The organism is Brucella sp. H1_1004, from assembly GCF_047308065.1.
GTDB classification, from domain to species: Bacteria; Pseudomonadota; Alphaproteobacteria; order Rhizobiales; family Rhizobiaceae; genus Brucella; species Brucella pseudogrignonensis_B.
The window spans coordinates 2,235,822-2,256,203 of record NZ_JAYKZA010000002.1 but is presented as its reverse complement, the minus strand read 5'-3'; the positions used below and the strand labels follow the sequence as shown (position 1 = coordinate 2,256,203).

The window sequence follows — 20,382 nt, the reverse complement described above, 5'->3', positions numbered from 1 at the left end:
CAGTTGCTGATTTGAAACCCCGCGCAAGTGGGGTTTTTTTATTGGCGAATGCGTTCGGAATAGCCTTCGCGGTCCCCTGCCTGTGCCTTCGCATCTATGGATGCGCGCTGACGGGCTTCTTCGACGGTGCTGCCATCATTTTTGAGCCATCCATGATCGTGGAGGTAACCGGGTAGATAGCCGGACAGCAGAATGCGATAATCGAACGGAATGCCCGGATCGAGAAACCGCGCCATCTGGAAGATAATGGTCGTGCAGTTTGTCGTCACCGTGTTGTAGAATTTGGCTTTTTGAGCAAGCTGGTTTGCTTGCTCTACGTAAGAAAGGAAGAGCTCCTTCGCCGCTGCTTGTGGAAGATCGATCTCATAGCGATAAACATCTTCTTTGCGGACATTGGTGCGCAGGAAAATAATGTCGCTTTCCTCTGCCGCGATCATCGCCAGTTCAAATTCTCGGAAAAAACCGCCAATTGCAGAGTAGCTTTCGTGATGCTCCTTACGAATCTCGCCAGAGAACACGACGTGCCGCCCATCTTCAAAGCCGAACGACAGCAGGGTGTGGGCGATGGCCGGGCCCGTCCAATAAGAAAGATACAGGTCGACAGATGTTATTTTGTCTAGGTTATAGGTTTCATCTTTCCAGACAGGCGTGAAGTCGTCGACCGTCCGCCAGTCGAAATCACGCACATTGTAGAGCGTGACTTGATTGCCATCCACCTTGCCGGTGACGGTGCGTGCAACTTCGGGCGCCCAAATGCGGTCGAGTGATGGCCGAATCGTTGACCACCAGCCAAGAAAGACCAGTGCGAGCAGACAGAAAAGAAGACGTTTGCGACGGCAGTAGAACTGGCGTTCACCTACAATGACCCAAAGCGCAATTGCCAGCCACGCAACAATGATTGAGCCACGTACAGCATTGCCAAAGGGCAGCTGAAACCACATTGCAAAGCTGGACCAGATTGCAAAGAGTATAACGAATAAGACAAAGATGAACTTGACCGTGAAGCGGACGGGTTTGGATTTCAAGATAGATGACATGGATATCCCGTATTCGCTTGCCGTCTCAATTATCAATCGCGGTGTGATATTGGCATGATTTGCAGTTCAATGTCATCGCCTATCCTGTGGGTAAGCCGATTTATCTCATAGATTAGAGTTTCTTGAAACAAAGCTGCTGTAACTTATTTCTTTAATATTAGTGCAGCTTCACGCGGGCGCTTTGTTTGTTTGCCTGTTTTGAAGAATGGACGCGCCACGCGCCACAGCAAAAGAATTGCGACAATTCCGGCATAAATAACCGGTTCAGCAGGCCAGCTTTTGACTGACATTAAAAAGTGAATCGCACCACCTGCAATGGCTATATAGACCAGCTTGTGCAGCGTAACCCATCGCCGCCCGAGCTTTCGGATAGACCAGTTGTTCGATGTCAGTGCCAGAGGCAATAGCAATACAAGGCTGATCATGCCGATGGTAATGAACGGTCGCTTCACAATGTCTGCAATGACGGACGACATATTCAACGCCTGATCCAGCACCATATAGACAGCGAAATGCATCAGCACATAATAAAAGGCCAGCAGCCCAAGCGCACGTCGATAACGTAACAGACTGACACCTGTTAGATCGCGTATGGGGGTTATGAGAAGCGTCAGGATCAGAAACCGCAGCGCCCATAGTCCCAGCGTATGCTCGAAGCTTTTGATCGGGTCAGCGCCCAGCTGGTCGGTTGCGGCAAGATAAAAAGTCCACACAGCGGGGAGCAGCCCGACAGCGTAGAGGCCCCAGATTTTCAAATCATTGATGCGCGCTGAGCGGGATTTGGCGACCATGTCAGTAGTTTTTCCGCAAATCTATGCCCGTATAAAGCGATGCTACTTCTTCGCCATAGCCGTTGAACGGCAAGGTCGGGCGGCGGCTGGCGCTAAAAAAACTGCCTTCGCCAATTCTGCGTTCAGTTGCCTGTGACCAGCGTGGATGATCGACGTCGGGGTTCACATTGGCATAGAAGCCATATTCATTGGCCGCCTGTTGCTGCCATGATGTCGGCGGTTGTTTTTCCACGAAGCTGATCTTCGTGATCGACTTGATACCTTTGAAGCCATATTTCCACGGCACAACAAGGCGGACAGGCGCGCCGTTGGCGTTTGGTAATGTCTCACCATAGAGGCCAACTGATAGAAGGGTCAGCGGATGCATGGCTTCATCAAGGCGTAATCCTTCAACATAGGGCCAGTTCAGAACCTGGAACAGCCCCGTCTGACCGGGCATTTCCTCTGGCCGCACAACGCCTGTGAATGCAATATATTTGGCGGAGCCGAGCGGTTCGACTTGTGCAAGCAGGCTTGCCAGCGGAAAGCCGATCCACGGAATGACCATCGACCATGCTTCGACGCAGCGCATTCGATAGATGCGCTCTTCAAGCGGCATCTTGGCAATCAGCTCCTGCATGTCGAATTCTTTGGGTTGTTTGACCAGCCCGTCGACTTTCAGGCGCCATGGCAACGGTTTGAAGTTTCCCGAATTGGCGGCAGGATCGCTCTTGTCAGTGCCGAATTCGTAGAAATTATTATAGGTGGTGACCGCTTCCTTTGGTGTCAGTTTCTCATCGACCTTATAGCCCGAAGCGGCTGCTTTCAGCGGATCGGCAAAAGCGCCTGATGCAAAGCCTGTTGCAGCGATTGCACCTGCGCCGATGAGAAATTCGCGTCGACGCAGATAGAGACTTTTCGGTGTCACATCGCCCGAATTGAGGCGGGCAGATGAAAAACGGCCAGGCTTGAAGCTGCTCATATCGAAATTTTCTCCGCCAGGTTTATTTTTTAAAGCTAGGGCAGTTTTCGCTCTAAACACGTCAAAAGAATGATTTTTTTGCCATTCAATTATGCCTCACACGATATTGATAGGCAAAATTAAGTGTAACAGTAATGTAACAGATTGTAATTTTGCGTGTTTTCGTCACATTCTTGCTCAATCTCTGCTGTTAAGAGCACCGCGTAAATTGAATTGGCACGGGTCTCAATCAGATCCGGGGGGCTGCCTTAAAACCTTCGTTAACATATAAGTGGCAAATTGTTCTTATGGTAAAGAAGACGTTTATAGCCGCCATAATGATGGCGCTCGCAGCAACAACAACCACTGCTTTTGCAGAGGGTGAACTCATGCCGGTTAAGGTTGTGAGCAAGTCACAAGGCATGGCGTTAAACGGCATCTCTGCTTCTATGAAAGATGAAACTGGCACTCCCCGGCTGGGTGAGGGCGTAACAATGCGTGACAAGAAAATGGATGTTGAAACGACGCCGGAGCAGAATTTCTCGCGTAGCAAGCGGTTCATCTATCGTTTTTATAAGCCTGAAAACGCGTCAAACGAGTTGATTGTCTTGCTGCACGGTTCAGGTGGCAATGAAACCAGCCTCGTTCCGATGGCATCAAAAATCTGGCCACGTGCAACGCTTCTCGGTGTCCGCGGTCGCGTGATGCAGGATGGTGGTACGCGCTGGTATAAGCGCATTACGCCTGTCAAATTTGACCAGAAAGATGTGAAGCTTGAAGCCAATGCGTTTGTGACTTTCCTCACGCGCCTTGCTGACGAGAAGGATCTTGACCTGCCACATGCGACATTCGTTGGCTATTCGAATGGCGCAAATCTGCTGGCAGCAACCATGATGCTGCACCCAGACTTAGTGAAGCGTGCCGTGTTGATGCGCTCAATGCCGGTTCTGGATAATGTATCGGTTGCCAATCTCGGCAAGACGCGCGTGCTGACGATTACCGGACAGGAAGATAAGCTTTACTCGCCATTCGCACCGGCTCTCTCGGCACTGTTGCGTGCTGGTGGGGCGAAGGTTGATGCCCGTATGATCGAGGCAGATCATATGCTTGGCGACAAGGATGCGTCGGCTATCAGCCAATGGGTGGCTTCCCTTGGTCCCGATGGCGGGCCAACGGTCACGATGAAAGCGAAGTGATCAAAAGGCCCCAATCGGGGCCTTTTGTTTGACTGTTTGGTCAGGTGGTTGTCATATCGATGACGCCGCAGTCGCCCGTTTCAGAGCCGAAGGCAAGACGTGTTCCGTGATTGTCCCAGCCCATGCTGGTGATGGAACCCTTACCGGGACGACGCAGAAGAACTTCCTTCTGGTCTTCAAAGCGCACGAGAAGCACCATGCCGTCATTATAACCAATGGCGGTGATATCTTCGACTGGGTGACAGGCGACGGATGTGACCATGCTGTCGCCGCGAAGCCCCAGTTCCAGAGGTGCCTTGCCCATCGGGCCGTCTTTGCCAGCAAATGGCCAGACGATTGCCGCTGGTGCGCCGGAGGTTGCAAGCCACTTGGCTTTCGCGCTCCAAGACCAATCCTTAACCTTGGCCGGATAGCCGGTCATGCGCATGTGCTTGTTATCTTCCAATCGCCAGCCATGCAGTGCGTTTTCCTGCATCGATGTGATCAGGAAACGGCCATCGGGCGAGAAGATTGCCCCGATATGTGCGCCTTTCCATTCCAACTCCACAGGCTTTGTTTCCGTGCCGGTCCAGATCAGCGTTGCACCATTATAGCGCGCAATTGCCAGACGCTGGCCTTTTGGCGCGAAAGCAATGCCTTCAACGCTGCGCTCCTGCGGATATTCCTGCACTTTGCCGTTGGATGTGCGCACCCATGCCGAGCGGCTTGAGGCGAAAGCAACAGTGCCGCTTGGGCCGCTCGCAATTGCTGTCATCCATTTGCGCGGAACTTTGGCAAGCTCTTTGACTGTGCCATCCGATGCAGTTTGGCAGACACGACCATCCTCGCCACCGGTGAGCAGCGATTTGCCGTCAAAGGACAGCGTTGCACTCAGTAAACCGTCATGTGCTTCGCTGGTCTGGTGGCCGTTATCCAGCCGATGGATGGTTCCATCGGCCAGAGCAAAGAACGGAACGCCGTTGATAAAACGGGCGTAAAGGCAATGACCGTGAAGGTCGAGTGGGGCAACTGTAGGCATCAGTGTCCAATTTTACTTTGCTAAGTTTACTGGGCTTGGCAGTTCTCAAAGCCAGCTTTGAGTTCAGCCGCATCCAGTTCACGTCCGATAAAGACCAGACGGCTTTCATGCTTTTCTTCTGGTTTCCATGCGCGCTGGTGATCACCTTCGATGATCATGTGCACGCCCTGAACAACGTAGCGGTCCGGGTCGTCTTTAAACGCGATGATGCCCTTAAGACGCAGAATATTTGGACCCTGTGTCTGGGTGATATTCTGAATCCATGGGAAGAATTTCGCCGGGTCGACTTCACCCAAACGTAGCGAAACAGAAGTTACAGTCACATCATGGATCGGCGATGCATGGTCGTGATGATGGTGGTCGTGGCCATGTTCATGCCCATGGTCATGATTGCAGTCCGGGCCGCATGTATGGTCATGATCGTGCCCATGATGATGGTGATGATCATGCCCGTGATCGTGGTCACAATCAGGGCCACAAACATGATCCGGATGGTCGTGGTCGAGGAAGTGCGGATCGTTTTCGAGCGCGCGCTTCAAATCAAAGGCACCGCGATCAAGCACGCGATCAAGCGGAATGGCCGAACGTTCGGTACGGTGAATGATGGCATGCGGATTGATCGCGCGAACTGTTGCTTCAACAGCTGCCAGTTCTTCCGGTGTGACAAGATCAGTCTTGTTGATCAGCACCACGTCAGCAAATGCGATCTGGTCTTCGGCTTCGCGGCTGTCTTTCAGGCGCAGTGGAAGATGCTTGGCATCGACGAGGGCAACAACGGCATCGAGAACTGTCTTAGCGCGTACATCGTCATCCATGAAGAAGGTCTGCGCAACTGGAACCGGATCAGCAAGGCCAGTAGTTTCAACGATGATCGCATCAAAACGACCCGGACGGCGCATCAGGCCCTGCACAACGCGAATCAAATCACCGCGCACCGTGCAGCAAATGCAGCCATTGTTCATTTCGTAGATTTCTTCGTCTGACTCGACGATCAAATCGTTGTCGATACCGATCTCGCCAAATTCATTGACGATGACCGCATAACGCTTGCCGTGATTTTCGGTCAGAATGCGGTTGAGAAGCGTGGTTTTACCCGAGCCCAGATATCCGGTCAGAACGGTAACGGGAATGCGGGCTGCTTCTGTGGTCAACTTGCCCTCAGTTTGGGCTTCAGCCTGGCTCATTGTTCATGCCTCTTGCGTTGCTGCCTTTTTATGGTCGCGCAGATGCGCACCAGTCAGGCTTCAGATCGGATATTTCATATAAGGGAAGGTATCCGGTAATGCTATATGCAATGCTATATTATAACACCCGCTCCAATCACGTTCTTGCCAACACGTCCGGCGTAAAGCGGGCAAGGTCAAATTGATCCACATCCTGCAAAAGTTCGAGGAAGCCCGCAACGGCGTGGGCGAGGATTTTCTCACCCGCTTCGGCAGTTGCAGCGCTGGCGTTGCCCGCAACGCCTTGCGCGTTGAGATCGTGCATTTTCCAACCGAAAGCATGCGGGCCATAGGCGCGCAAATGTTTGAACTCTTTTGCGAAGTCGGATTGTTTGCTTGGGAAGTTTTGAGCCTTTGACATATCGACCAGATCGGGCCGTAATGCCAGCATCACCGATGTTTCAATGAAGCCGCCATGAATATCGAGCGCTTTGTCTTCTGGTGTGATCAGTCCTTCAGGCAGCCCGAAACGCGTCCAGCTTGTCGCAACCGCCAGCATATCGAGGCGGGTGCGCAGTTCGGTTGCAACGATTGTCATGAGTGGTGAATTGCCACCATGCGCATTGAGCATCACAAGCTTGCGAATGCCGCCTGCATGGAGGTTTTCGCCCATACCGATCCATTGATTGACCGCTTCCGAAAAGGCGAGGCTTTGCGTGCCTTCCACATCCATATGTTCGATGGAATAGCCGACTGGCTGTGCGGGCAGAAAATTGACATTGAGATTAGCGGGCAGTGCTTCGTTGACACGCGCAACAATGCCTTCAACGATAATCGTATCCGTTTCAAAGGGCAGGTGAGGACCATGCTGTTCGTGAGCGCCAAGTGGCAGGACGACAATCATGTCGCTGTTCTGGTCGCGCAGGTCGGTCATGTTTTTCTCCAAGCTGAATATTCTTAAACTATCGGGCATGAGCCTAATGTTGATCGATTAAAACAGCAACCATTGGTCAGATTCCGACATTTGCGTTTCGCATGTGCTAAAGACGTGCAATGTTAGCCGCGAAAATTTATTTGCTGCGGCAAAGTTACTTTGCAGCTGCAATATTTACCTTAACATGTTGCTGGTGCTTGCGGCTTCATATGTCAGACAATATCTTACTATAAATTGCACTTTATTAGTCGGTTGACCAAGGGTGAGGTGGCGATGAGCAAGGACAACAAGGCAGTGATGCTCTACCGGATGCAATCGGTAGCAAGGCTCACACGGACAGTGCTTGCCACACGTCTTCTCGAATTGGGGCTTTATGCCGGACAGGATGCAGTGATGCTGCAACTGGCATCCGAAGATGGTTTGCCGCCTGGTGTTTTAGCGCAGCGTCTCGGTGTGCGTCCGCCAACTATCACAAAAACCATCACGCGACTGCAAAGTCAGGGTTTTGTTGTCAAGCGGGCGTCTGACACCGATCAGCGTCAGTCGCATGTCTATTTGACACCGCAGGGCATCGAAGCCATCAAGATCATTGAGAAGTCGATTAAGAAGACCGAAAAGGACATGCTCAAAGGCCTCGATAAGAAAGAGCGCAAGGCTTTCCTCAAGATGCTTGGCCGCATGGAGAACAACCTCAATGAACGGGGTGCTATGCGCTTGTCCGACGAGTTGGACAAGGAAGTTGTTGATGATGACGATGTGGAATGAGTGTAAGGCCATAACGCGGCGCTGAAAAAACTTTCAATTCAATGATTGCAATGGCATAACCAATTGAAATGGGATTGCCGCTTCTCTCTTTGAAATGATCTGAAGCGATTCCCGTTGTGATTGATGCAAGATCATTTCGGGGAGGCGACTTGGCTCAGAAAATCAAGCTATCGACCATCGCAGATGCGCTTGGTGTTTCGACTGCTACCGTTTCGCTGGCATTGCGCGACAGCCCGCTTGTCGCGGACCAAACCCGTGAGAAAATTAAAGAGCACGCCCGCGCCATTGGTTATATTTATAACCGGCGTGCTGCCAGTCTGCGCACGTCACGTTCCGGTATTGTCGGTGTCGTGGTGCATGACATCATGAACCCGTTCTTTGCTGAAATTTTGCGTTCCATTGAAACGGAACTGGATCGGTCGCGCCAGACTTTCATTCTGTCCAACCATTATGATCAGCTCGAAAAGCAACGCACGTTTATGGACACGCTGCTGCAGCTCGGTGCCGACGGCGTGATTATGTCGCCAGCCATTGGTACGCCGCCAGAAGACATTCAGCTGGCCGAAGATAATGGCTTGCCGGTTGTGTTGATTGCACGTGATGTGGATGGCGTTCATGCGCCGGTTTTCCGTGGCGACGATGCTTATGGTATTGGCCTTGCCACCAATCATCTGATTTCGCTTGGTCATACGCGCATTGCGATGATCGGTGGTACCGACCAGACCTCGACAGGTCGCGATCGTTATCAGGGCTATTTGCAGGCCATGCAGAAGGCTGGGCTGGAAGTAAAGCCGGAATGGCGCATTGCCGGCCCGCGTACCAAGCAGGCGGGGTTTGAAGTTGCTCCTCAGTTTCTGGCTCTGAAAGACAAACCAACGGCAGCGGTCTGCTGGAATGACCTTTCTGCCATTGGTCTGATGAATGGTATTGCGCGCGCTGGACTTGTGCCGGGCGAAGATATTTCCGTGACAGGTTATGACGATCTGGAAGAAGCAGCGATTGCGACGCCTGCGCTGACAACCGTTTGGAACGGTCAGCGCGAGGTGGGTCGCCGTGCGGCTCGCGCGCTGCTTGATCAATTAAATGGCGTAGAGGTTTCGCATGATCAGGAACTGATCAAGCCGGAACTACATATTCGACAATCTACATCCAAGCCGAAAAATCTTTGAATTTCTCTTCAATAAGCGAGCCATTTGCCTGGCTCGCTTTATTTTTGCATGAACATAAGGAAGCTGGCATGACCCAACGTGAAGCGACCATTCTGGTGCTCGGTAATTTCAACGAATATGCCGTGCAGCGGCTGTCGGGCGAGTTCAAGGTCAAGCGCATTCCCAAGGGAGATGCGGCGCTGGTTGAAGCAAGCTGGGCTGGTGATGTTAAAGGCATTGCGAGCATGTCGACGGTAAATGCTGGACTGATTGATGCGCTGCCAAACCTTGAAATCATTGGCAATTTCGGCGTTGGTTATGATGCGGTTGATGCAAAACATGCGGCCACCAAAAGCGTCATGGTCACAAATACACCGGACGTTCTGACCGACGAAGTGGCCGATACGACGATTGGTCTGCTGATCGATACGGTTCGCGAATTGTCAAAATCGCAGGCGTTTCTGCGTTCTGGTGAGTGGGTCAAGCAGGGCCGCTATCCGCTCTCAAAACTGTCGTTGCGGGGCCGTAAGGTCGGTATTTTCGGCCTTGGCCGTATTGGTAAAGCCGTTGCCCATCGCATTGAAGCGTTTGGCTTGCCGATTTCCTATCACAATCGCCGCAAGGCTGATGATGTAAGCTATACCTATTATCCAAGTCTGCTTGAACTGGCGAAGGCGGTCGATACGCTTATTCTTGTGGCGCCCGGTGGTGCGGAAACAGAAAAAGCAGTTAATGCGGAAGTTTTAAGCGCACTCGGTTCTGAAGGCGTTTTAATCAATATTGGCCGCGGTTCAGTCGTGGATGAAGCGGCACTTGCAGAGGCGTTGAAGAACGGCACGATTGCCGCTGCTGGTCTTGATGTTTTCGCCAATGAACCGAATGTGCCGCAGGCGCTTCTTGATGCGCCAAATACAGTTTTGCTACCACATATTGGCTCGGCATCGGAACAGACCCGTCAGGGCATGGCCGATCTCGTGATCGACAATCTGATTTCATGGTTCGACAAGGGCGAAGCACTGACGCCCGTGCCGGAAACCGCGAACCTGAAGAAGGCCTGATATTGGTTTACGCTGTGCGCTGTGCCTTGTGCGCGCGCACAGCTTCACCAAAAGCCTCGAAAATCTTGCGGGAAGGTGCATCGGTTTGGACCCAATATTCCGGGTGCCACTGAACGCCTACGACAAAGCCCTTTGCATTTTTGACAGAGACGGCTTCAATTGTGCCGTCTTCAGCGGTGGCTTCGACAGCCAGCATTGGGGCGAGCTTGTCAATTGCCTGACGGTGAACGGAGTTGACCTTCACGCTGTCGGACTTGAGAATTTCTGCAAGACAGGAGTTTGGCGCGATCTTGATCGGATGCTGAATGGCAAATCGTTCGGCCTGGCTGTCTGATTCCGGCGCGCGATGGTCCATGCGACCTTCCAGTTCCTGAATTTCGGTGGCCAGCGTGCCGCCCAGCGCAACATTTAGCTCCTGAATGCCACGGCAAATTGCTAGCACGGGGACGCCCTTGTCGACTGCCGCTCGGATGAGTGGGAGCGATGTCGCATCACGCGCATTGTCATATGGCTCGAAAGCCGCACTTTGCTCTACGCCATAAAGCTCTGGATTGACGTTTGATTTTGCTCCCGTCACCAGCAAGCCATCCACGCCATCAAGGATTGCGTCAATATCGATCTTGTCGCCAAAACTTGGAACGAGAAGCGGTGTGACTTCTGCAACATCAATTGCTGCGGCCAGATACTGTTCAGGAGCCGAGTGCCAGACGTAGTTTTCAAAAGGCTTAACATCGGTGGGGACGGCGATGAGCGGGCGAGGATGTTTTGACATAGTCGAGAGGATTCCAGCGGAGGCTTCTGATGTTGAATTAGTTAATACGTCGGTGATCGCGGCGCAATCTGCATGTAAAATATAGTGTTGTTGTGGTGGGTTTTTGCTGACGCCCCTTTGCACGCAAAGTTTATGCTGCTCCAAATCAACTGCTTAGATTGGCGTTTTGGGGTGGGCAAATGACCGATAATCAATTTTTCTTCGTCGCAGGATGTTGCAAAACCTATGATTAGTCGTGGCAGCTGGGGGAGTGATCTTTAACACGACGAGCATTCTTGCGGAGCGAGCGCAAAAAAGCGCTGCTGCCGATGCCATGTCGAAGGCCCGTGTCAGCAAAATGACGCGTGAATTGGTGCTTAAGTTTGCATCCTGTGGTCTTCGTGTGAATACTATCGCGCCGGGTGGTTCCCGACACGAATCAACGTGCAATATCTTGGTGGACCGGTGGCGCTTCACTTAAAAAAGCTTTCATCCGATGAAGCAGTTTGGAGCAATAAAGCTCATTGATGGTGACGTGCTTCTGTTTGCTTCGTATACCAGCGTACAAAACAGGCTCTGCGCTTACAATCGCTGGTGGTCTTTGTTTGTGAGTTAAAAAAACGGTTAGCTCGTTTCTGATAATGGCAGCGGCTGCGGTAATTTTATATTTCTCGATCATTATGTCGAAAACCATACTAGAAATAGCGGCTATATCCGCTTTTCGGCCTAATATCGGAGGATTTTCCTAATCTATATGAAATGGAGCATTTTTACTTTTTATTCTATCAGAATTTGATTGTACTAAAAAATTTCCGAAAGTAAGCGTCAAGGTTGTATTCTCAATTTTACCTTGTCGATATTTATCAAAGTCTTTAAAAGCAAAATACATCTTTTGATTGTTTCAATAACAGCTTGTGGTTTAGTTTGGCGAAACGTATTTTTAAGTGATTAGTGGCATATTCCCCTCTGAAAGGGGTACAATCAAAAAGATGTGGCATAGCCTTCAACCAGAGATGCCTGTTGATGTACGACTGTCGTTTTTGCGTTCGCTTTACGGCAATCGGACGACATTATGGTTTGGTTTGCTTGCCCATGTGGTGGCATGCGTCGTCATATATGTAAAAACCGCTGACTGGCGCTTTTTGGGCTTTGCCGGTTTTTTCACGATTGTTGCTCTTGGTCGTCTCTACGACATGCATAAATTTGACCAGGCTAAACTTGGTAATTTATCTCACGCTGATTTAGACAAATGGGAAGCACGATATTTGGTCGGCGCTTCATTGGTTTGCGCTACGCTTGGAATGCTTTGTTTCTTCTCAAGCTATGTATTGCGCGATTCATTTGCCGAGCTGGCAAGTTTGACGATCCTGCTTGCGTCAGTCGTTTCGATCGTTGGACGAAATTATGCGTCTGCAAAAGCCGTTATGTTGATGTCCGCATGCACCCTTATTCCGGTGTTGGCTGGACTTATTCTTGCGGGGACACCCTTTCACGTCGTGATTGGCTTACTGTTAATTCCGTATTTCCTTTCTAATATCCAGATGGCTAACGGACTGCGCGAGTTTCTTTTTGCGGCGGTTATGGGAAAGCGGCGCCTTTCGGTTGTCGCAACGCGTTTTGACGCTGCTCTCAATAACATGCCGCAAGGCTTGCTGATGTTTGATGCGCAACAGCGTATAGCGGTGATAAATCATAAGACGAAAGAGCTTCTGAAAATCGCTGAGCATACGAAACTTAGGGGGCGCAGGCTGGAAGTTTTACTGCGCTATTGTGCGAAACAGGGCTTGTTTCCGCATAATGATTTGAACAGCATAAGAACACGGATGCAGGATCTTATTTCGGGTCGGAAGTCGCGCGATATTTTACAATTATCCGATGATCGTTACATTGAATGCGTTGGCAACCAGACGTCGAATGCTGGCGTTGTTTTGATGTTTGAAGACGTGACGCAGCGTGTTGAGTCTGAAGCGCGTATTCAACATATGGCGCGTTTTGATGGTCTTACGGGACTCCCGAACAGAAATTACTTTGAGACGATGGTGCGCTCCGTGCGAGCGCATCATCCCCAAGACTCTCTCGCTGCGTTGATTGTTATAGACATCAATCACTTCAAACACGTCAACGATACGCTTGGTCACCACGTTGGCGACATGTTTCTGCGTCTTTTTGCAGACCGGTTGAATTCTCTTGATCCGGAACGTTTCGTTGCATCTCGTTTCGGTGGTGATGAATTTGTGGTGTTCGCATTCAATTTGAAGGGAGACGATGACGTCGCGCCCGTGATGGAACACGTTTTTTCCGTCGTAAATGGTGTTTATGATTTGAATGGTGATCAAATTCACATTGAAATCAGTGCCGGGGTTGCCACGGAAAGCATCGAAAAATGCGACGTTGCCAGCATGCACATGAATGCTGACCTTGCGCTTTATGAAGCAAAAGGCTCTGAAGGTACGCATTGGGCGCAGTTCGTTGGCGCGATGGATACGAAGTATCGTGGACGGCAGAAACTGAAGGCCGATCTTCGTCTTGCCATTGAAAACCGCGAGATCAAAGTCGTCTACCAACCAATAGTAAGTGCACAATCGTTGCGCATTGTCGCTTATGAAGCGCTTGCACGTTGGGAACATTCGGAGCTCGGTCCAATCTCTCCGGTGGAGTTTATCCCGCTTGCTGAAGAGATTGGTATCATCACGAACATCACTCGTTTCATGCTGAACCAGGCATGTCTCGACTGTATGTCTTGGGGTGATCGCATCGGTGTTTCAGTAAATTTGTCGGCGATCGATTTGAAAAACAGTGACATAGCGCGCGATATCGCGAATGCGTTACAAAAATCAGGTCTTCCGGCGCGGCAGCTTGAGGTCGAAGTGACCGAAAGCGCGATCATTGCTGATCGTAACCAAACTTCGCTTGTATTGCAGCGACTGAAAAATGCCGGAATTAATATTGCTCTGGATGATTTTGGTACTGGCTATTCAAGCTTGAGCTATCTTAACAGCTTGCCTCTCACCAAGGTAAAGATTGACCGATCATTCGTACAGGATATTACGACAGATCGGCGGTCGCTGATGCTGCTTCGTGGCGTTACTCAGTTATCGCACGAGCTTGGTTTGGCCGTTACAGTTGAAGGTGTTGAAACTGAAGAGCAATTGGCTCTTGTGCGCGTGGCGGCCGGTGCTGATCTTGTTCAGGGCTATCTCTTAGGCAAGCCTATGCCTGGTGACCAAATCAAAACGTCTTCTGCCAAGGCTACCTTGATTCACGATATCGGGCACTCAATTGCCTGATCGATAGAGACGATACATGGCCTTTAATTTAGGCATTGATAACTCAAGTAGCCCGCACTTTATAGTGATTTTCAACTCTGCATAACATGTGATCATATCATCCAATTCTCTTAGAAATTTTTTGAGAGACGTTTTGTGAATTTTAGACATGTGGGGAGGACATGAATAAATATTTGCGCAGAATAATTTATTCTCTAATTTTTATTCTTATTTTGATGGGTATCTCGGCGGCTTTTTTCTGGAAAAAGATTCACGAATATTGGGCCGTTTATCAATATGCCCAAACGTTTGAGCCGAGTGTGATCGATCAAAATTTCCGAAGTCTTTATAAGAAATATTCTTCGGTTCGCGTACCACATTCGTCTGATGTGGGTGTCCTGCCAAGGGCAGAGAAAACACTACCTGAAACTTATGAATATAAGGGCGAGACACGTAAGATTGACGACTTGCTTCGACGAACCGACACGACTGGCTTCATCGTTTTAAAAGATGGTGCAATCGTTCACGAGCAGTATGCGCGTGGAAATACGGATCAAACTCAGTCTATAGCGATGTCGCTCTCCAAATCATTCGTATCATTTCTAATTGGGAATGCGGTACGAGATGGTTTGATTGACCTCAATAAACCAGTCGACGATTATTCGCCGATGTTAGCGGAGGGTGGTTATAAGGGCGTTACGGTCAAAAATGTACTTCAAATGTCATCTGGCATTGGGTTCAATGAAGATTACGGAGATCTCAATTCGGATATCGTTCATTACATTATCCAAATATTGACGGGTTCTGTCTTTGAATTCACAGCACATTTAAAGAGTGAACGTCCGCAAGGCACTGTCAATCAGTACGTATCTGCGGATACGCAGGTTCTGGCAATGGTTCTGGAAGGTGCCACAGGCGTTCCGATTCAAAAATATTTTCAAGATAGACTGTGGTCGAAACTCGGAGCGGAAGCAGATGCCTATTGGCTGACTGATTCAACGGGTGAAGTTGTTGCTGCCGGTGGCTTGAATGCTGTCCTTCGTGATTTTGCGCGTTTCGGTTTGGTTTATATGAACGAGGGGCGGAATTATCGCGGCGAGCAAATCGTACCGACCCGGTGGGTGCATGATTCAGTCACCCCGGATGCTCCCCATTTGATGCCCGGTCGTCCTATGTCCGGTGGAAAAGTCTCCTATGGTTATGGGTATCAGTGGTGGATACCGGCTGAGCCACAGGGCGATTTCGTGGGCGTGGGTATTTATGGACAGTTCATCTACGTCAATCCGGTCAAGCGTGTGGTAATTGTGAAAACCTCAGCCTATGCAAATTACAACGTGAATGGCGCTGCGATGAAGGATGAAACAATCCACATGTTTCAGTCGCTGGCTAATGAGCTGGAATAGTTCGAATTGCTCTCCAAAATGGCCGCTTTTGCGGCCATTTCTTATTTATACAACTGCCGATTATGCGAGATTGAAGGCTAGAAAGAACCAATGAGAGTTTATGTCATCGACAAGTGCTAAAAACTCAATCTTTCACCTTTACACGCTTATAAAGCACCTTATTCTGCGCAGTGATTTGACGGGGTGCGGATGCAATTTGAATGAGTAATGAAGCTGTCTCCGGTGGGCAACCGCCACTATCGAATTTCGCGCGGCAGCTATTGCAGTTTCTGGATCGAGTGGAATATCGACGCATTGTTCACGCGGAAGATCTCGAGGAGATTGGGCGGCTGCGCTATCGTTCCTATCGAACTGCGAATGTAATGCATGAAGCGGCTGTGCCATCGATTGTCGATGATATCGACCGCGATAGCCACGCCTTCGTGTTTGGCATTCATATTGATGGGCAGCTTGTGAGCACGCTGCGTATTCATCACATCACGCCTGACCATCGTCGGGGCACGAGTTATGCGCTTTTTCCTGATATTCTTGATCCACTACTCAATAGCGGGATGAGTTTCGTCGATCCAACACGCTTTGCGGCGGATCCGGAATTGCTGAGTGAATATCCGGCAATCCCCTATGTGACGTTGCGCATCGCTGCGATGGCTTCTGAATATTTTGATGCGGATCAATGTCTTGCATCGGTAAAGCCAGAGCATATGGCGTTTTATAAGCGTATTTTTGGTACGACCGTTATGGCTGAAGCCCGTGAGCATGAAGGGTATGGCATCAAGGTCGGTCTAGGCGCGGCACCTATTCGCAATATCCGCGATGCCGTTGCGGTGCGCTTTCCTTTTTTCAAATCGCAGCCGCACGAACGCCGTGCCATGTTTGGTAGCATTGCCAATGGTGTGGGACCGCTAACGATTATGCCGACAGCAAAATATACTGGGCTGGGTGTCTGATACGGTGATCATCTCCAGTTTATGTATGATGATTTCATTTTATTATTAAATTTATTTTGAAAATTTCTTTAAAGAATTAATTCTGGCAATTTTCCAAAATAAACGTTATCTGGATCGCGGAGCCGCTTGATGCGGAACGAGGGATGACGACACCCACCGAAGAAGCCGTTGCTCTAAATGGCCTTTGACTGTGATGTCGTGCATTGAAGATTGCGGATATTCTGTCTAAACTTCGACAAAATATCTCAATGGGTGGAACTAAAAATGGCAGAACATCACAACACGGCCCCGGCCGAACTTGGCGCGCCAATGGATTATACCGAGCATGATAAAACCTATGCTGGTTTCATGGGCATGTTTAAATGGGGCACAGTAGCGGTTGTCGCACTCCTGGCTTCCATGGCGTTCGGTTTTTTCGCGGGTGGGTTCTTCTCCGCGACCGTTCTGTTTGTTCTGATCTGCGCCGCTGCCTGGTTCCTGCTTTAAGGATTTAAACCAGCAATCATCCGCACGATTTGATCGAATGCCTTGGTATGGGTGCAAAACGCGCTTTACCGGGGCTTTATGCATGTCGTCTGTTCAAGTTTTGAGGGCTTCTTCCGGGACGCCCGCATTGTGCCCGGCTGTGAGGTCGGATCAGAGCGTATCCCGAAAAGTGTGAAGCTGTTTTTGGAAAAGTACGCGAAAAAATTAACACGTGTAGCGTCGATCCGATGCCAATTAGATCGGTGCGTCTCAAGCCACGAAAGGGAAACCAGTTGGCCCAGACTATATTCATTCCGAAAGAGAGTGATCCCGTTGAGCCCCGCGTTGCGGCATCTGCCGAGACGGTGAAGAAATTCATCGCGCTTGGATTTGATGTCGTGGTGGAAAAAGGCGCAGGAGAAAAATCGCGTATCATCGATGCCGATTTTGTGAGCGCTGGCGCGCGCATAGGCACTGCGGCTGACGCCAAAGCGGCAGACGTCATCCTGAAAGTGCGCCGTCCGAACGATGCGGAACTCAAAGGGTATAGGTCGGGCGCAGCCCTTTTCGCGATGCTTGATCCTTACGGACATGAAGATGCCGTTGCAGCGCTGGGCAAGGCCGGGATTTCCGCTTTTACGATGGAATTCATGCCGCGCATTACCCGCGCGCAGGTGATGGATGTTCTGTCATCGCAGGCCAATCTTGCAGGATATCAGGCAGTGATTGATGCGTCTGAAACTTATGATCGTGCAATGCCGATGATGATGACGGCAGCTGGCACTGTTCCAGCGGCGCGCGTCTTCGTCATGGGGGCAGGCGTCGCCGGACTTCAGGCGATTGCGACCGCGCGTCGTCTGGGTGCGGTTGTAACGGCGACCGACGTTCGGCCTGCCGCAAAAGAGCAGGTGGCCTCGCTCGGTGCAAAGTTCATTGCGGTCGAGGATGAGGAATTCAAGACGGCTGAAACCTCAGGCGGTTATGCCAAGGAAATGTCGAAGGAATATCAGGCGAAGCAGGCGGCACTCGTTGCTGATCATATTGCCAAGCAGGATATTGTCATTACGACCGCACTTATTCCGGGCCGTCCGGCTCCGCGTCTTGTGACGAAGGAAATGGTTGCGGCCATGCGTCCCGGATCAGTGCTGGTTGATCTGGCAGTGGAACGCGGCGGCAATGTTGAAGGTGCTGTTGCCGGTCAGGTTGCCGAGGTTAACGGCGTGAAGATCGTCGGCCATCTCAATGTGCCGGGCCGGATTGCAGCCACTGCCTCGCAGCTTTATGCGCGCAATCTTTATGCATTCCTCGAAACGCTGGTCGATAAGGAAACAAAGCTTTTCCGGTTTGATCCGCAGGAAGAGCTGGTAAAGGCAACACTTCTGACCCACGAGGGCAAAGTCGTGCATCCGGCGTTTGCCAAGGCTGAAGTGGAACCTGCACCCGTGGCTGTAGCCGAGAAGCCAAAAGCGGCATCGAAGACAAAAGCCGCTGTTTCCGAAGGCGAGGCTCAAAAACCTGTCGCCAAAACAACCCGAAAAACACCGGCAAAAGCTGCAAAAACTTCCGCTGATGGAGGAGAGGCATAATGTCCGATACAGCACTCGAAAAAGCTCTTGAGAGCCTCAATCAGGCGGCGGATGCCGTAAGGCAAGCCGCTGAAAATGCAGGCGGCTTAGGTGATGCAGCGGCTGCTGCCGCTCATGCCGCATCCGGTGGTGTGGTTGATCCGTTTGTCTTCCGCCTTGCGATTTTCGTTCTGTCGATTTTCGTCGGCTACTATGTTGTCTGGCAGGTGACTCCTGCGCTGCATACGCCGCTTATGGCTGTTACCAACGCTATTTCATCGGTGATCGTGGTGGGTGCGCTTCTTGCAGTCGGTCTTTCGCTTTCGGGCTGGGCAACCGGCTTCGGCTTCATCGCGCTCATCCTTGCAAGCGTGAACATCTTTGGCGGCTTTCTGGTTACCCAGCGTATGCTCGCCATGTACAAGAAAAAAGAAAAGTGAGGGCTGAGCCATCATGAGCGTTAATCTCGCAGCCTTCCTCTATCTGGTTTCCGGTGTTCTGTTCATCCTGGCACTGCGTGGCCTTTCGCACCCAACCACCAGCCGTCAGGGTAACACCTACGGTATGGTCGGTATGGGCATCTCCATCGTCACCACGCTGTTGCTGGCACGTCCAAGCTTTGGCGGTCTGGTTTTGATTATCCTCGGTATCGCCATTGGTGGCGGTATTGGTGCAGTGATTGCACGCCGCATTGCCATGACCGCGATGCCGCAGCTTGTGGCGGCCTTCCACTCGCTGATTGGTCTTGCAGCTGTCCTTGTGGCTGCCGCAGCCCTTTACTCACCGCATTCCTTTGGCATTGGCGAGGTGGGACAGATCCACGGTCAGGCGCTGATCGAAATGTCGCTGGGTGTTGCGATTGGTGCAATCACCTTCACCGGTTCGATCATTGCGTTCCTGAAGCTTGATGGCCGTATGTCGGGCAAGCCGATCATGCTGCCGGGGCGTCATGTCATCAATGCGGCCCTTGCTGCTGCAATCGTGATCCTGATTGCCGTTCTGACCAATACCGAAAGCCATTTCGTGTTTTGGCTGATCGTCATTTTGGCACTGGTGTTTGGCGTGCTGATCATCATCCCGATTGGCGGCGCGGATATGCCGGTCGTCGTTTCCATGCTCAACTCCTATTCGGGCTGGGCTGCGGCAGGCATTGGTTTCACGCTCGGCAATCTGGCGCTGATTATTACCGGTGCGCTGGTTGGTTCATCCGGTGCGATCCTGTCCTACATCATGTGTAAAGGCATGAACCGCTCGTTCATCTCGGTTATTCTGGGTGGTTTCGGCGGTGATGTGGCAGCTGGCGGCAGCGGCGAAGTCGAACAGCGTCCGGTCAAGCAGGGTTCCGCTGACGATGCAGCCTTCATCATGAAGAATGCGTCGAAGGTCATCATCGTGCCGGGCTATGGCATGGCAGTGGCACAGGCACAGCACGCGCTGCGTGAAATGGCCGACAAGCTGAAAGCCGAAGGCGTGGAAGTGAAATATGCAATCCACCCCGTTGCCGGTCGTATGCCGGGCCACATGAACGTGCTGCTGGCTGAAGCCAACGTGCCTTATGATGAAGTGTTCGAGCTTGAAGACATCAATTCGGAATTTGCGACGGCTGATGTTGCCTTCGTGATTGGTGCAAATGATGTGACCAATCCGGCAGCGAAAACTGATCCGCAATCGCCGATTTTCGGTATGCCGATCCTTGATGTCGACAAGGCCGGTACGGTGCTGTTCATCAAGCGCGGCATGGGATCAGGCTATGCTGGCGTGGAAAACGAGCTGTTCTTCCGCGACAACACCATGATGCTCTTCGCTGATGCCAAAAAGATGGTGGAGAGCATCGTCAAGGCTTTGGACCACTAGGCCTTTGATATTCGGGTTCTGGCGGCCTGCAAATGGCGCGGTTCTGCGCTTCCGGTGCTCATGTACGTTCAGTACATTCCG

20 protein-coding genes are annotated in these 20,382 nt (G+C 51.1%); 12 read left to right on the top strand and 8 right to left on the bottom strand.

The window, feature by feature from the left end:
• Positions 1–38: 38 nt before the first annotated feature.
• From U2P60_RS18295 to msrP, 3 genes are all read right to left on the bottom strand, one after another.
• Positions 39–1,037, bottom strand: coding sequence for a DUF4105 domain-containing protein (locus U2P60_RS18295; RefSeq protein WP_413573646.1), 999 nt, complete (start codon positions 1,035–1,037; stop codon positions 39–41).
• A gap of 143 nt (positions 1,038–1,180) precedes the next feature.
• Entirely contained in the window at positions 1,181–1,828 is a 648-nt protein-coding gene (msrQ, locus tag U2P60_RS18290) for a protein-methionine-sulfoxide reductase heme-binding subunit MsrQ (RefSeq protein WP_413573645.1), read from the bottom strand.
• A gap of 1 nt (position 1,829) precedes the next feature.
• Positions 1,830–2,789, bottom strand: coding sequence for a protein-methionine-sulfoxide reductase catalytic subunit MsrP (gene msrP, locus U2P60_RS18285; RefSeq protein WP_413573643.1), 960 nt, complete (start codon positions 2,787–2,789; stop codon positions 1,830–1,832).
• 317 nt (positions 2,790–3,106) lie between these two features.
• On the opposite strand from msrP, the gene U2P60_RS18280 reads away from it, so the two are divergent.
• Entirely contained in the window at positions 3,107–3,964 is an 858-nt protein-coding gene (locus U2P60_RS18280; protein ID WP_413573867.1) for an alpha/beta hydrolase, read from the top strand.
• A 40-nt stretch (positions 3,965–4,004) separates the two neighbouring features.
• On the opposite strand, the gene U2P60_RS18275 is transcribed toward U2P60_RS18280, so the two are convergent.
• From U2P60_RS18275 to U2P60_RS18265, 3 genes are all read right to left on the bottom strand, one after another.
• A complete protein-coding gene (locus U2P60_RS18275) occupies positions 4,005–4,982 on the bottom strand; it encodes a WD40 repeat domain-containing protein (RefSeq protein WP_413573642.1) in 978 nt (325 codons plus the stop codon).
• A gap of 26 nt (positions 4,983–5,008) precedes the next feature.
• Positions 5,009–6,166, bottom strand: a complete 1,158-nt coding sequence (locus tag U2P60_RS18270; protein ID WP_413573640.1) for a CobW family GTP-binding protein — start codon at positions 6,164–6,166, stop codon at positions 5,009–5,011.
• A 136-nt stretch (positions 6,167–6,302) separates the two neighbouring features.
• Positions 6,303–7,079: a creatininase family protein gene (locus U2P60_RS18265; protein ID WP_413573638.1), complete on the bottom strand. Its 777-nt coding sequence runs from the start codon at positions 7,077–7,079 to the stop codon at positions 6,303–6,305.
• A gap of 273 nt (positions 7,080–7,352) precedes the next feature.
• Here U2P60_RS18265 and U2P60_RS18260 point away from each other — a divergent pair, with 273 nt between their 5' ends.
• The 3 genes from U2P60_RS18260 (at position 7,353) to U2P60_RS18250 (ending at position 10,050) form a co-directional block, all read left to right on the top strand.
• Positions 7,353–7,844 carry a MarR family winged helix-turn-helix transcriptional regulator gene (locus U2P60_RS18260; RefSeq protein WP_313827023.1) on the top strand — a complete coding sequence of 164 codons (492 nt, stop codon included), beginning with the start codon at positions 7,353–7,355 and terminating at the stop codon, positions 7,842–7,844.
• 149 nt (positions 7,845–7,993) lie between these two features.
• The gene (locus tag U2P60_RS18255) at positions 7,994–9,013 is read left to right on the top strand and encodes a LacI family DNA-binding transcriptional regulator (RefSeq protein ID WP_250038635.1); all 1,020 of its coding nucleotides are present in this window, start codon (positions 7,994–7,996) and stop codon (positions 9,011–9,013) included.
• A 68-nt stretch (positions 9,014–9,081) separates the two neighbouring features.
• Positions 9,082–10,050 (top strand): 2-hydroxyacid dehydrogenase, encoded by a 969-nt coding sequence (locus tag U2P60_RS18250; protein ID WP_413573636.1) that lies wholly within the window; start codon positions 9,082–9,084, stop codon positions 10,048–10,050.
• Positions 10,051–10,057: 7 nt separating this feature from the next.
• On the opposite strand, the gene U2P60_RS18245 is transcribed toward U2P60_RS18250, so the two are convergent.
• A complete protein-coding gene (locus U2P60_RS18245) occupies positions 10,058–10,822 on the bottom strand; it encodes a gamma-glutamyl-gamma-aminobutyrate hydrolase family protein (RefSeq protein ID WP_413573634.1) in 765 nt (254 codons plus the stop codon).
• Between the two features lie 235 nt (positions 10,823–11,057).
• Here U2P60_RS18245 and U2P60_RS18240 point away from each other — a divergent pair, with 235 nt between their 5' ends.
• Positions 11,058–11,282: an SDR family oxidoreductase gene (locus U2P60_RS18240; protein ID WP_413573633.1), complete on the top strand. Its 225-nt coding sequence runs from the start codon at positions 11,058–11,060 to the stop codon at positions 11,280–11,282.
• Here U2P60_RS18240 and U2P60_RS18235 read toward each other — a convergent pair.
• Complete coding sequence (locus U2P60_RS18235; protein ID WP_413573877.1) at positions 11,241–11,480, bottom strand: hypothetical protein; 240 nt, start codon at positions 11,478–11,480, stop codon at positions 11,241–11,243. The two genes, U2P60_RS18240 and U2P60_RS18235, sit on opposite strands and share 42 nt — an antisense overlap.
• Before the next feature lie 310 nt (positions 11,481–11,790).
• Here U2P60_RS18235 and U2P60_RS18230 point away from each other — a divergent pair, with 310 nt between their 5' ends.
• The 7 genes from U2P60_RS18230 to U2P60_RS18200 all read left to right on the top strand — a co-directional run bounded on the left by U2P60_RS18230 (position 11,791) and on the right by U2P60_RS18200 (position 20,301).
• The gene (locus U2P60_RS18230; protein ID WP_413573631.1) at positions 11,791–14,088 is read left to right on the top strand and encodes a putative bifunctional diguanylate cyclase/phosphodiesterase; all 2,298 of its coding nucleotides are present in this window, start codon (positions 11,791–11,793) and stop codon (positions 14,086–14,088) included.
• Between the two features lie 215 nt (positions 14,089–14,303).
• The gene (locus U2P60_RS18225; RefSeq protein WP_413573866.1) at positions 14,304–15,470 is read left to right on the top strand and encodes a serine hydrolase domain-containing protein; all 1,167 of its coding nucleotides are present in this window, start codon (positions 14,304–14,306) and stop codon (positions 15,468–15,470) included.
• Positions 15,471–15,670: 200 nt separating this feature from the next.
• Complete coding sequence (locus U2P60_RS18220; protein ID WP_313827019.1) at positions 15,671–16,417, top strand: N-acyl amino acid synthase FeeM domain-containing protein; 747 nt, start codon at positions 15,671–15,673, stop codon at positions 16,415–16,417.
• Positions 16,418–16,681: 264 nt separating this feature from the next.
• On the top strand, positions 16,682–16,903 hold the full coding sequence (locus U2P60_RS18215; RefSeq protein WP_250038640.1) for an aa3-type cytochrome c oxidase subunit IV: 222 nt from the start codon (positions 16,682–16,684) through the stop codon (positions 16,901–16,903).
• A gap of 272 nt (positions 16,904–17,175) precedes the next feature.
• On the top strand, positions 17,176–18,468 hold the full coding sequence (locus U2P60_RS18210) for a Re/Si-specific NAD(P)(+) transhydrogenase subunit alpha (protein ID WP_413573629.1): 1,293 nt from the start codon (positions 17,176–17,178) through the stop codon (positions 18,466–18,468).
• Positions 18,468–18,887 carry an NAD(P) transhydrogenase subunit alpha gene (locus tag U2P60_RS18205; RefSeq protein ID WP_007876330.1) on the top strand — a complete coding sequence of 140 codons (420 nt, stop codon included), beginning with the start codon at positions 18,468–18,470 and terminating at the stop codon, positions 18,885–18,887. Before U2P60_RS18210 ends, U2P60_RS18205 begins: the two co-directional genes overlap by 1 nt.
• A 13-nt stretch (positions 18,888–18,900) precedes the next feature.
• Complete coding sequence (locus tag U2P60_RS18200; RefSeq protein WP_413573626.1) at positions 18,901–20,301, top strand: NAD(P)(+) transhydrogenase (Re/Si-specific) subunit beta; 1,401 nt, start codon at positions 18,901–18,903, stop codon at positions 20,299–20,301.
• Positions 20,302–20,382 lie beyond the last annotated feature (81 nt).

Bases quoted from the DNA above. Each gene is read 5' to 3' on its own strand.
- U2P60_RS18295 (WP_413573646.1), bottom strand. From the start codon at position 1,037: ATGTCATCTATCTTGAAATCCAAACCCGTCCGCTTCACGGTCAAGTTC.
- msrQ (WP_413573645.1), bottom strand. From the start codon at position 1,828: ATGGTCGCCAAATCCCGCTCAGCGCGCATCAATGATTTGAAAATCTGG.
- msrP (WP_413573643.1), bottom strand. From the start codon at position 2,789: ATGAGCAGCTTCAAGCCTGGCCGTTTTTCATCTGCCCGCCTCAATTCG.
- U2P60_RS18280 (WP_413573867.1), top strand. From the start codon at position 3,107: ATGATGGCGCTCGCAGCAACAACAACCACTGCTTTTGCAGAGGGTGAA.
- U2P60_RS18275 (WP_413573642.1), bottom strand. From the start codon at position 4,982: ATGCCTACAGTTGCCCCACTCGACCTTCACGGTCATTGCCTTTACGCC.
- U2P60_RS18270 (WP_413573640.1), bottom strand. From the start codon at position 6,166: ATGAGCCAGGCTGAAGCCCAAACTGAGGGCAAGTTGACCACAGAAGCA.
- U2P60_RS18265 (WP_413573638.1), bottom strand. From the start codon at position 7,079: ATGACCGACCTGCGCGACCAGAACAGCGACATGATTGTCGTCCTGCCA.
- U2P60_RS18260 (WP_313827023.1), top strand. From the start codon at position 7,353: ATGAGCAAGGACAACAAGGCAGTGATGCTCTACCGGATGCAATCGGTA.
- U2P60_RS18250 (WP_413573636.1), top strand. From the start codon at position 9,082: ATGACCCAACGTGAAGCGACCATTCTGGTGCTCGGTAATTTCAACGAA.
- U2P60_RS18245 (WP_413573634.1), bottom strand. From the start codon at position 10,822: ATGTCAAAACATCCTCGCCCGCTCATCGCCGTCCCCACCGATGTTAAG.
- U2P60_RS18235 (WP_413573877.1), bottom strand. From the start codon at position 11,480: ATGATCGAGAAATATAAAATTACCGCAGCCGCTGCCATTATCAGAAAC.
- U2P60_RS18230 (WP_413573631.1), top strand. From the start codon at position 11,791: ATGTGGCATAGCCTTCAACCAGAGATGCCTGTTGATGTACGACTGTCG.
- U2P60_RS18225 (WP_413573866.1), top strand. From the start codon at position 14,304: ATGGGTATCTCGGCGGCTTTTTTCTGGAAAAAGATTCACGAATATTGG.
- U2P60_RS18220 (WP_313827019.1), top strand. From the start codon at position 15,671: ATGAGTAATGAAGCTGTCTCCGGTGGGCAACCGCCACTATCGAATTTC.
- U2P60_RS18215 (WP_250038640.1), top strand. From the start codon at position 16,682: ATGGCAGAACATCACAACACGGCCCCGGCCGAACTTGGCGCGCCAATG.
- U2P60_RS18205 (WP_007876330.1), top strand. From the start codon at position 18,468: ATGTCCGATACAGCACTCGAAAAAGCTCTTGAGAGCCTCAATCAGGCG.
- U2P60_RS18200 (WP_413573626.1), top strand. From the start codon at position 18,901: ATGAGCGTTAATCTCGCAGCCTTCCTCTATCTGGTTTCCGGTGTTCTG.